Genomic DNA, 12,034 nt, shown 5'->3' on the forward strand with positions numbered 1-12,034 from the left:
GGAATCTTTGAGTCAAAGGAGAATTTACCATGGCAAAAAACAAGCATCTCACTGATTCGGAGCGTCTACAAATTGAGCAGCTACTGCGAGAGGGCGTATCTCTTAAGCGGATTGCCGTCACCCTTGAAAAAAGCGCATCCACCATTTCCCGTGAAATTCGCGCCCGCGCCATTGAAAGCAATAAATATGCGCCATACCGTATCCATAACCGCTGCGCCAATCTCAATGTCTGCCAAAAAATGCAGATCTGCTCCGACAAGCCTAATTGCACAAGAAAGTGTTCCCGCTGTAATTACTGCAATGCCGTATGCGAGGAATTCGAGGAGCGACGCTGCCACAGGCTTTATGATCCACCGTATGTCTGCAACGGTTGTCTTGAAGCTTACCAGTGTGTCCTACGGAAAAAGTATTACCTCCACAGAAATGCTCATGAGGCATACCGAGAGATGCTGGTGGAATCCCGCTCCGGTGCAAATATTACCGAGGATGAACTGCTCTACCTTGACGAATGGATCAGTCCCCTCATCCAGCGTGGGCAATCTGTTCATCACATCGCAGTCCACAATGCCGACAGGCTTATCGTCAGTGAGAAATCCATCTACCGCTATGTTTCCGGCGGACTCTTTAAGGCGAGAAACATTGACATGCCCCGGGTCTGCCGCCTTAAGCCCAGAAAAACCAAAACGGTGGAGCATAAAATCGACAGCACCTGCAGGCTTGGCCGCACCTACGCCGACTTCCTGGCCTTTACGGAAGCATCAGACGCTCCGGTCGTTGAGATAGATTCAGTTATCGGGCGTGTCGGTGGAAAGGTCCTGCTCACGATGATGTTCAAGTCCTGTGACTTGATGCTGGCCTTCATCAGGGAACGCAATACCTCCCAGTCCGTTATCGACGTCTTCAACTGCCTAGACGAAACTCTTAGCAGAGAGGTGTTCAGCCGCCTTCTTTCCGTTTGCCTCACTGACAACGGTTCAGAGTTTTCAAACCCGAAAGCTTTGGAGTATGATGCACAGGGCCGCCGCAGGACGCGGCTGTACTACTGCGACCCATTCGCATCATACCAGAAGCCCAACGTGGAGTTGAACCACGAGTTCATTAGGAAAATATTGCCCAAAGGCACATCGTTTGACGCCCTGTGCCAAGGGGATATTGACCTTATGATGTCGCATATCAACTCCTATTCCAGGGAGAAACTGGGCGACAAATCGCCGTTGGATGTGTTTAGTTTCATCTACGGGTACGATGATGTCCTTAAAAACTGGGAATCAGCAGGATTCCTGCTAATAAAATCCTGCTGAAGCCGTCGCTTTTGAAAAAATAATTTCAGTATCATTTAACCCGCAGAACACATCCATACCGATCCTGATCAAGGGGACGCGGTTACTCTGTCCGAAAAACGATTTCCGGGTACCCCTTTTATTAGTATACTCTTTTTTAGAACTCGGCTGGCAGATTTTCACTCCATATAATCTGAATCGGCTATTTTTAACAGGTACTATACCTGTTATTCCCAGTATTTTGACAGACTCAATGAAACCCCACTATATTTACTCTGTCAAAGGTTGCATTTACTTTGACCGCTCACCTTTTAAATGTTAAGCATCGCAAAAAACAAAGGTTAGCAGGATTTCCCTGCCAACAAAGATAGTGTATAGTATTCATAGTATTGATTGTTTAGAAAGGATGACGCCTGTGTACGATAATATTCTTGAGACCATTGGCCATACTCCGCTGGTCCGGATTAACAGATTAAATCCGAAGCCGCACGTTGCGCTGTATGCAAAACTGGAGGGCTTTAATCCGACTGGAAGCATCAAAGACCGCATTGCCTTAAAAATGATCGAGCAAGCCGAAGCGTGTGGCTCGCTTGTCCCCGGCAAGACCATTATTGAACCGACTTCCGGAAACACAGGGATTGGCCTCGCCATGATCGGTGCCGTCAAAGGATATAAGGTAGAAATCGTGATGAGCGAAGCCGTATCTCTGGAGCGCCGCAAAATGATTGAAGCTTTTGGTGCCAGGACAATCCTGACCGACCCATCCGAGGGAACTGACGGAGCGATCCGCAAAGCACACGAGCTCTGCAGGATGTATCCAGAGAAATATTTTATGCCAAACCAATTCTCAAACGAGTACAATAAGCTCGCCCATTATTATACGACTGCGCATGAAATATGGGAGGAGACCCACGGAAAAGTCACTCACTACGTTTCCGCACTTGGTACCTCAGGGACGCTCATGGGTGTTGGCATGGGTCTTAAGGACAAGAATCCTGCGGTTCAAATTATTGAAGCCCACCCTGAAAAGGGCCATTATATTCAGGGTCTTAAAAACATGGAAGAGGCTATTGTACCGGAAATCTATGATCCCAGCAAGATAGACCGGACAGTCATGATTGAATCTGAGGCCGCTTTTGCCATGGCCAGAGCCATCGTTCTCCAGGAAGGCATCTTTGTCGGGATGAGCAGCGGAGCCGCAATGATTGCAGCTTTGGAATGCATCAAAGATATTGAGGAAGGATTGATCGTGGTCCTGTTTGCCGATCGCGGGGAAAAATATCTGAGTACGAATCTATTTAATTTAGCTGAATAAGCAGCAGATATAGGATGTTTGAACCAACACAGCACATGCCTAAGTGTATCAATATATTGTCAAGCGATCAGTTGTGAATCTTCGATACGACAAAATTTCTAAATTTAAAAAATTGTATACGTGTACAATTTCTTGGATTAATGAAATAAAATGATCATCTTTTACGGTATTATCCCTTGCCACGTAGTATTATGGGGTAATACCGATATTATATTGTCTGGTTCTTGAACTGCGTGTCATACAGTTTTTTATAGATCCCGTCCCGTAACAATAAGTCCGCATGTTTTCCTACTTCTGCGATCCGTCCTTTTTCCACGACAAGGATCTGGTCGGCCGCCAGTACCGTGGAAAGCCTGTGGGCAATAATAAAACTTGTCTTCCCTTTCAGCAGCGGAACCATTGCTTTTTGAATGTACAGCTCCGACACCGAATCCAGGGAAGAAGTTGCTTCATCAAAGATAATGATCCGGGGGGTTTTTAAGATGACGCGGGCGATCGAGATCCGCTGCTTCTCCCCTCCTGACAGCTTGATGCCTCTGTTCCCAACCACTGTTTGGTATTTGTCCGGCAGCGTCATGATAAAATCATGGATATAAGCCGCTCTGCAGGCTTCTATCATTTCATCTACCGTGGCATCTTCCCGGGCGTATTTTAGATTTTCTTCAATTGTATCATTAAATAAATAAGGCTCCTGCATCACAATGCCAATTTGTCTGCGCAGTGACTGAAGTGTTAGGTCCCTGATATCTTCTCCGTCAATTTTGACACAGCCGTTCACAACATCGTACAGTCTTGGGATCAGATTGGTAATGGTTGTCTTCCCTGCCCCGCTCGGACCGACCAGCGCGACCATGGTTCCGGACGCAACGGAAAAGTTGATATCCCGAAGAACGGGTATTTTACGGTCATACGAAAAAGAAACGTGTTCAAAGTCAACTTGACCGACAGCCGAGACGATTGTTTTCGCTTTGTCACGGTCCACAATCTCGATCGGCTGATCAAAATAGTCAAAGATCCGCTGAAACAAAGCGAACGAACGGACAACGCTGATATGGATATTTGACAGCTGAGCTGCAGGGGTATAAAGCCTGGCCAACAGCGCTACAAAAGCCACAATTTCCCCGACGGTGATTTCACCCTGCATATAGAGGTAGCCGCCAAAAAAATAGATGAACATCGGCCCGATAAAGGTAAAAATGCTGATGGTCATCGTAAACCATTGCCCGGCTAAAGACTCTTTCATCCGCAGACGGGATTCTTCCCGATTGACTTTTTCGAATTTCGTATAATCCGCTTGTTCTTTTGTAAAAATTTTCATCAAGATCGAACCGCTGATGCTGAACGTCTCCTGTAAGATCTGGTTCACTTCATCGACCTTGGTCTGGGTCTGGGATACAATCTTCCATCTGACTTTGCCGACCTTGCGCGTCGGTATGACAAAAAGCGGAATGATCACGATGCCGACCATCGCCAGCTTCCAGTTCATCGAGATCAGTGCTGCAGCCGTGGCGACAAGCGTCAGGGTACTATTAAGCGTATTGATGATCGTGCTGTTCAGCATTTCCTGGACGCCATTGATATCGCTGTTCATCCGCGTGATGATTTCACCCGGTTTGACCGTCGAGAAAAAACGCAGGGACATATGCTGGATATGGTCAAACATCTGGTTTTTCATCTTATAGATAATATTGCGAGCAATCAGGGTTTTGAGATAATTCTGTCCAACCATCAACAAACCGCTTAAGACAACTGCCCCGATGGCCACCACCATCAGAATCGTCAGGTACTTCATATCATGCTGAGGCAGAGCCTCATCTAAAATACTCCGGGTCGCTAAAGGCGGTACGAGTCCAAGCAGCGCTGAAATGACCAGGGACAGGATGATCACAACGGTTTGTTTCCAGTACGGAATAAAGTACCGGAAGATTCTGGCCAGCATTTTGCCTGTAATATTCGGCATCTCCACTGAATCATCTATAAAACGAACCCTGCCAAGACCCATGTTACCACCCACCCTTCCGATTAATTCTCTATGGGTAGATTAGCACGACTTGGCAGGATTGAAAAGTCCTTAACAAATCTCCTAATACCAGTATTGCGTATACCCGTCCCAATTATCAAATGACATATAGAATGAGTCTCCGTAGTACATTCCACCGCTGAACGCATTCGAGCCATACCTTGTTTGAAGGTCATTCAGCATAGCCTCCAGCCACACAAGATAAGCATTGAAATGATTATCCAGCACGTCGGATTCAGCAGAATCTGTCTCAGGGGTAACCGTAAATACGATAAATGCACTTCCATCATGGGAAGTATCGGTATTACCCTGATAGGTAGTCACGGTAACGGCATATTTTATTGTTTGGCCTGCAATCACGTTTGTGCCGTAGGCATCCTGAATATAAGAAGCCATATTGGAAAAGACACTGTAAATGGCCGGGAGAATTTCCGGCAGCGTTTTATTAATATTCTCCGAGAGCATTGGTCTTAACAGGTTAATCGGAACTGCAAAGTTTAAGTTCTGGCCGCCATAATACACAGCAGCAGTGATACCAATAACTTTCCCCTGATCATCCACCAGCGCCCCGCCGCTTGAACCGGAACTGATCGGAGCAGAAATCTGAATATATGTCGTTCCGTTAATATCTCTGGATTTTGTGCTGATTAAACCGTTAGATATAGTATCCTCCAATCCAAACGGGTTGCCGATCGCATAGATATTATCCCCTGTTTCAATCAGGCTGGAATCACCGAGGGAGACAGCAGTCAATCCTGTCGCACTAATTTTAAGTATGGCCAGATCGGTTGTTTCGTTATAGCTTAAGACCTTTTGGACATCATAGGTTATTCCTGCAGCTGTTTTTACTTTCGCGCTGTACGAACCTTTAATGACATGATAGTTCGTCGCGACTTTGCCGCTGGAATCAACAATAAACCCGCTGCCGCTCCCCAAAGCATTCCCGCTGCTATCATAGGTCTCAATGTAAACGATAGAAGGGCTGACCTTGGCAAAGATCTCTTTGGCGGTTAAGGTCCCTCCCGTTTCAATCCCAAGGTAACTGTTGACCAGGGATGATGAAATTGCAGCTTCCCCACCAAGTATATTCAGCTGTGTAATACTGGAGCTTAGGGCTGATAAGTAATTATTAATGCGGCTGTCCGATGTTTTTCCGGTCAAGATGATCGGTGAGCTCAATTTGGCGGCATAGGATGAGCCTGCCAAGGCATCGGCAAAATTATTACCGGTTGCTAAAAATGTATTGTCAAAGGCATATTCGGACTCAAAAGCTTTCAAAACCGCTAGATTTGTTGCGTAGCGATCGGTGCCTTGAATGCGTGTCGGGCTTGGAAGCGCGTTGACGACTGAATCATTGATCTCAGCAGTATTACCGATCACATAGGTTTGCTGAATACTGTTGTTTGCTACATATTGTTTCAGACTTTCACTGACCGTACTCTTGTCCACCAGGATCATTGGAATTTGTTTTTTGCCGGCGTAGGATGAAACCGAAAGCGCATTCGGATAATCACCCCCGGGAGCGACGACAAGCATTCCGGATGTATTACCGATACGCTTAGCTATCTCAACCGAGGTATAATATCTGTCGCTTCCGGACAGTCGGGTAACTAAGATTCCCATCGACTTCAGCTGGGCTTCAACAGCCGTAGAAACGACAGCTGTTCCACCGACAATATAGACATTCTTTGTGCCGAGCGCAGTCAGCGTGGACTTCGTAACTGCTGTTAGACTGTCTTTTTCCGTCAGTAAGATCGGAGCATTATACTTGGCCGCCAGAGGGGTTGAGGCCAAGGCATCGGGAAAGTTACTTCCGCAGGCGATAATCGCCCACTGTGAACCTCCGGACCAACCTTCTTTGGCAATATTAGCGGCAGTGGTATATCGTGTATCCCCAGAAATCCGATGCGTAGAGATCGCGGATAATGCCAAAGCATCAGGGACAAATGCGCCCAGACATAAGATTAAAGTCAACGATACAAAAATGCATCGCTTTGCGTACATTTTCACTTTTTATCTCCTTTCACCTTACAGCTGATTATATCCTTACATAATCCTCTATATGAAAGTGATTCTACCGTTATATTATATCATACCATTATTTACCGAAAAATAACGATCATAATTCTTTTTTTAAGCAGAAAATATGCAAAGAAATTTTGCGAGCATACCTGTGAGGCTCAAAAGGTTATCGGCTTAAACCGGAAGCCCAATGGATGGGATGAATCAAGATATAAAACGGGCCGGCGCTGCTTTCTTCGAGTTTTGGGTAAGGAAATGGTTCCCAGATACCGCCTGAATCGCTCATATAAGTGAAGTGTTGGATTATGGGTCCATAGGCAGTACCGATAATACCATAATTGTGCGGATCTTCCCCGGCCATAATTGCCTGATAATTCGTAACGCCAAGCCTAATATTCTCTTCTGCCCCGTGGGAAGCAATGGTATATACTTTTCCAAATTGCTGTCGGAAATGAGCAATTTCCGACTTTAATCGTCTTTGCAACTCTTGTTTGACAGCCGGCGTTATATCCTGCGCAGATTTGAGATGATATTGCAGGGAATAATCCGCCAAAGTCTCGTAATGCAGCCCAACTTCATGTCCTAGCGCCCTTACTTCTTTGAGAACTTCAGGATCAGCGGTGCCCCAACGAAAATAATAGGTACTTTTGACTCCTCTGAGATGTTCAATCTTTGCCATAGCTAAGGCATCCTCAGCGGATACATCCACATCATGCCTTAAAACAATAGTTTTCTTGGTAATCGGAACATGGTTATAGTAATCCATAACCCTTATAGGTTTGTAGCCAAGTAAGATAATTTCATCTAGAAATCCTTCATAGTTTTTTTGGTCCACCGGCAATATGATCTGTTTAATCGAAGCAGTTTCTGGCCGAAGTGTTAAATAGCGTATTGAGCTCACATGTCCGGGGTTTTTCGCCACAACCACATATTTTCCTGCTGAAAGCCTTTTCTTAACCGGTGTTTTGCCAATGTACGTGTTATTGACATAGATTGGGATTCCCTGCGTCGTCGAATCGGTCTTGATGTCAAGATAATAGCTATCCAAGCCTGTTTGAACCGTAATTTCTTGGGCTTTCTCATCCAAAGTCACAATAGCCCCTATCTTTTCTAAATAATCACGGAAATAGAAAATAGTGTCCTGACTGAATAAGTGATTCGGAGTATGAAATTTAATGATATTAACTGGGATGAATAATTTTCCGGCCATTAGAACAACTGCCAGCAAAAGTATGCCAACGATGGCTATCTGGGACTGTCGTGTAACGTTTAATTTCATATTCGCAGCTTTCCCCTGTCGTTCTTAAAAATATGTACCTGTCCATTTCTCAGAAAAAACATATGGCTTAAGACAAAATCATTTGTGAATTATCTTACAATATGATAATACGTATTATTTTTCATTATGTAAATATAAACTTTTCGGCTTCTAAAATAGGTTGACTGTATGATGCTGTGGAAAATTAACGAGCAGAACTTTATAATAAATACAACCAATTATTTGATTTGAGGTAGTTATGAACAGAAAATCTTATGTTACCCGCATGCCTGATAAGACAGGAGCTTTCCTGCTCGCTTCCAAAATCATTGCCAAATACTGTGGCAATATTGTCCGCGTGAGCTACAATAAAGCGGTCGATCTTCACATGCTTTTTCTGGATGTTGAGGCAACAGCAGAAAACCATCAAAAGATCGCCAAAGAACTTGAAACAGTCGGCTACTTGAAAAATGAAATTTCTGAAACACGTGTCATTGAGGTCAATATCAAAATCCCGGATCAGCCTGGTGCCGTACTGCCTGTGCTGAAAATCCTGGATCTCTATAATATTAATATTTCGTATTTGAACTCGAGTGCCAACGGTACACCCTATCAGGATTTCAAAATGGGCCTGCTGATCGAAAATCCGGATATGATTAAAATGTTGCTCGATGATATCAGCGTAGTTTATCAGATTGATATCATCGAATATGACGATTTTGAAAAGAATTTGGACAATACGATTTTCTATATCCGCCTGGCGAATGAAATGCAGCATATCCTTTCCTTAAGCACAGAGCAAACCATGGAATTCATCTCCGAATCCAACCGAATCCTCCAGATGCTGCAGGAAACCGGTGAGAGCCCCAAAAAAGTCTTTGGCTATATCCGTCGTTTTGCGTATTTTATCAGCAAGTACCGCGGCAGCCATTTCAGCGCCGACATCGATCAGGTCCAGATTAGCGAACAGGTCACACTGTACAGCATTCAGCCGCCCTGTGGCAGCAACACCTATGTGCTTGCTTCAGCTGAAGAACTTGTTTTGGTTGATACCGGCTATGCAATCTATGCCGAAGAAATGTTCAAGATATTCAAGGTACTTTTCCCGGCCTGGGATACGCTGATTAAACGCGTCTTTATCACCCATGCCGATGTCGATCACTGCGGCCTGCTCTCCAAACTGGAAGGCATACGTATCGGCTTAAACCAAAAGAGTGCCGACAGTCTACGATGCCAAGCCGCCGGAATGCCCGACTACCGTGAAAACAGTGATCTGGGCTGGGGCTACAGCAAGCTCAGCCGGATCATCTCCGGCTATTCCCCGCCAAATCCCGGGCAGTTCGAGGTACTCGACGCCGACTCCCCGACCCCGGCACCCGAAGAACACCAAGAACTGATCCCTATCGCGAAATTCACCGTTGCGGATCTGAAATTTCAGGTTTTCGAAGGCAGCGGTGGCCATCTTTACGGTGAGATGATCTTTGTCTGCGAAGAATACGGTCTGGCATTTACCGGAGATAACCTCGTGAATATCAGCGGCTTCTCCGAGGAAAGAGCCGCGTTCAATTCCCTGGCACCTTACCTGATGCGGAGTGTGAACATCGACTCGCCAAAAGCAACCGAGATGCGCAGACAGATCATGAAGCTGCTGGGAGAATTAGAAGACAAAAATAAAAAGCCCTGCCTTGTCTGCTGTGGGCATGGACCCTTATCGGCACTGGAAAACGGGGAGCTTAAGGCTCTACAAAAGGCCAGGTTAAAACAGCCTCTAACTTGGTATTCACGCCAAATTTCAGGAGGATAATATTGATTCGTTCACTGAGAACACGAATCGACACGCCTAAAATGGAAGCTATCTCCTTATTGGACAACCTCTTGGTCAATAATCTCATGATTTCCTTTTCTTCAGGAGTTAATATATTTTTAAGAATTTCCACAGGCTTGACTGGAAAGTGCATTTCATCAATATCTATCTGAATTTTTGGAAAGGCTAAAGGACTTTGAAAAAAGTACGTTCTGCCATCCATGACCTTTAGAATGGCCTGGACCACTTCCCGGATATGCAAATCCTTTATGATTACCCCCTGGGCCCCTTTACTCTTTGCTGCAATGACATACCCTTCCTGATTAAATTCAGTCATCAAAATGATTTTTACTGTGGGCGCAATTCGTTGGATTTGTTCGATCAAAGAGATTCCGTTGCTATCATTCAGATGGATATCCAGCAATACGACATCAGGCGGAGATTGACGGACAAAATCAAGGCATTCTTCCCCATTTTTTACAATCCCAACTGTTTCAATTTGCGGCTCCATGGAAAAAAGGAATTTGGTATTCTCCGCAAAAGGCCCGTGACTGTCAACAATTAAAACTTTAACGTTCATTTAACCCACCTAACTATCTCAATTTTTGAAATATATCAACGAATTACTCCGTCAATCGCAGTATTTCTTGAAACGCAATATTTTACATGAATTTCGCCAGTGCTATCCAAAACTCACCCTATCATAACTCGCTGGGTCTATGCCCTTACATTCCTTCGTTCTGTTTATGGATAAAAGCGGAGATAGCGTTTAAGCTTTAATGCTGGGTCATGCCCTAATGGAGGTGATCTCCTTATCTCCGCTTTATCGGCGTGATTTCATGTTTCTTGCTTTGCTGTAACATAGCCACTTGCCTTGTCGGATGTCATGGGCGGCGCAGCCGTTTATATACCCTTGACATCTAGCACGTAACCAAAACCCTTGTAATGGGCTGTTTAAGCCGTATTTAGGCTTAAGCAGCTTGACTGCCAATTTGGTTCTTTCTGTATTCCCCAAGCACTAATTCTGCCTTGTATTCGGTTTGCTTTTTTACCAGATTGTATATTACTGTTATTACTTTTTTGGAAATAACAACAAGTGCTTGCTTCTTCTTAAGCGGATTGGTTTCACGCGTTTTCAGGTATTGGTAAAGTTCTTTCATTTCTTTGTTTACCGCAACCATTGTCATGTCCATCAGGTATAAAATACTCCTTAAGTTTTTTCTTCCGCGCTTGGAGATTGCTGTTCCGCTTCTACTCTTGCCAGAGCTGTCTTCAACAAGGTTGTATCCGGCCATTTTGCTTATCTGACGCGGATGGTTAAATCTCATCGGATCGCCTATCTCGCCTAAAAAACTTGCTGCGGTGACCACGCCTATGCCGGGGATGCTGAGAATTATTTCGCCGATTCCTGTCGCAGCCAGGGCCAGTTCCATTGTGTTTTCCACTTGTTCGAGCTGCTTTGTTAATAATTCCAATTCCTCAATCATCAACTCTAATTTCAACTTTGACGACGCTGTTCCATAACTCACGCCTATGGAGTTTTGGGCTGCTTCTACAAGTTGCTGAGCCTTCTTCCTGCCTACTGTCTTTTTGACGACTTTCTTTATCTCGACAAGTACTCCCTCAACTCCCAATTCAAGTATCAGCGAAGGGAATGGACAGGTCTTTAATATCTGCATGGACGCTTTCCCATTTAATGGACTTTTGAATACGAGTTTCATTTCAGGAAAGTATTCATCCATGACTGCTGTTATGGTATTTTTTAAAGCGTTATGCCGCTTCATCAGGCTGATCCTGGCGTTTGCCAACACTCTTAGTTCCGCGAATATATCCTGAGGCATATATACTTCGTAATACCTGCCGTCACGCACAAGTTTCGCTATAGTTAGAGCGTCTTTCTTATCACTCTTGGTCTGGCTGTTGTCATCCAGCTCTTTGGCCTTTTTGGTGTGATAGGGATTAACCATGACTACTTTTACTTCATGCATCAACAGATAGTTAGCCAGCGGCTTCCAGTAGTGCCCTGTGGGTTCCATTCCTACGATTACGTCGTCAAGTCTTTTGTTCTTGCAAATCACTTCAATGCTTGCTAAGATAGTTTCGAAGCCGGTTTTATCGTTCTGGAATTTCAGGGCTTTACCCAATTCTATGCCCCGATAATCTACGAACCGGGCCCACTGCGTTTCTTTGGCAATGTCGACTCCTACTATCAGTGTTTTAGGTGTTATTGCTTCTAGTTTTTGATTGTTACGGTTCTTCATCTGTTTACATCCCCCTGATTCTCTGTGATTTTTGTGCGTTTGTCAGGCACACATAAAATCATAGCAGGGGGTTG

8 protein-coding genes are annotated in these 12,034 nt (G+C 44.8%); 3 read left to right on the forward strand and 5 right to left on the reverse strand.

Annotation, left to right across the window (positions count from 1 at the left end; genetic code table 11):
* Positions 1–29: 29 nt before the first annotated feature.
* Both DEHRE_RS07290 and DEHRE_RS07295 read left to right on the forward strand, forming a co-directional pair.
* Positions 30–1,301 (forward strand): helix-turn-helix domain-containing protein, encoded by a 1,272-nt coding sequence (locus DEHRE_RS07290; RefSeq protein ID WP_051408100.1) that lies wholly within the window; start codon positions 30–32, stop codon positions 1,299–1,301.
* A gap of 394 nt (positions 1,302–1,695) precedes the next feature.
* The gene (locus tag DEHRE_RS07295) at positions 1,696–2,595 is read left to right on the forward strand and encodes a PLP-dependent cysteine synthase family protein (protein WP_019226867.1); all 900 of its coding nucleotides are present in this window, start codon (positions 1,696–1,698) and stop codon (positions 2,593–2,595) included.
* Positions 2,596–2,803: 208 nt separating this feature from the next.
* Here the strand turns inward: DEHRE_RS07295 and DEHRE_RS07300 are convergent, their stop codons facing one another.
* The 3 genes from DEHRE_RS07300 to DEHRE_RS07310 all read right to left on the reverse strand — a co-directional run bounded on the left by DEHRE_RS07300 (position 2,804) and on the right by DEHRE_RS07310 (position 7,916).
* Positions 2,804–4,597 carry an ABC transporter ATP-binding protein gene (locus DEHRE_RS07300; RefSeq protein WP_025205688.1) on the reverse strand — a complete coding sequence of 598 codons (1,794 nt, stop codon included), beginning with the start codon at positions 4,595–4,597 and terminating at the stop codon, positions 2,804–2,806.
* A gap of 81 nt (positions 4,598–4,678) precedes the next feature.
* Positions 4,679–6,619: a cell wall-binding repeat-containing protein gene (locus DEHRE_RS07305; protein ID WP_242837085.1), complete on the reverse strand. Its 1,941-nt coding sequence runs from the start codon at positions 6,617–6,619 to the stop codon at positions 4,679–4,681.
* A 184-nt stretch (positions 6,620–6,803) separates the two neighbouring features.
* Complete coding sequence (locus DEHRE_RS07310; protein WP_019226864.1) at positions 6,804–7,916, reverse strand: PEGA domain-containing protein; 1,113 nt, start codon at positions 7,914–7,916, stop codon at positions 6,804–6,806.
* Between the two features lie 238 nt (positions 7,917–8,154).
* Between DEHRE_RS07310 and DEHRE_RS07315 the strand changes: the two genes are divergently transcribed.
* The gene (locus DEHRE_RS07315; protein WP_019226863.1) at positions 8,155–9,699 is read left to right on the forward strand and encodes an MBL fold metallo-hydrolase; all 1,545 of its coding nucleotides are present in this window, start codon (positions 8,155–8,157) and stop codon (positions 9,697–9,699) included.
* Here DEHRE_RS07315 and DEHRE_RS07320 read toward each other — a convergent pair.
* Both DEHRE_RS07320 and DEHRE_RS07325 read right to left on the reverse strand, forming a co-directional pair.
* Entirely contained in the window at positions 9,629–10,279 is a 651-nt protein-coding gene (locus DEHRE_RS07320) for a response regulator transcription factor (protein ID WP_019226862.1), read from the reverse strand. The genes DEHRE_RS07315 and DEHRE_RS07320 overlap by 71 nt on opposite strands.
* A gap of 391 nt (positions 10,280–10,670) precedes the next feature.
* Positions 10,671–11,960: an IS110 family RNA-guided transposase gene (locus DEHRE_RS07325; protein WP_019226861.1), complete on the reverse strand. Its 1,290-nt coding sequence runs from the start codon at positions 11,958–11,960 to the stop codon at positions 10,671–10,673.
* Between the last annotated feature and the right edge of the window lie 74 nt (positions 11,961–12,034).

The organism is Dehalobacter restrictus DSM 9455 (assembly GCF_000512895.1).
In the GTDB taxonomy this organism is placed as follows: Bacteria; Bacillota; Desulfitobacteriia; order Desulfitobacteriales; family Syntrophobotulaceae; genus Dehalobacter; species Dehalobacter restrictus.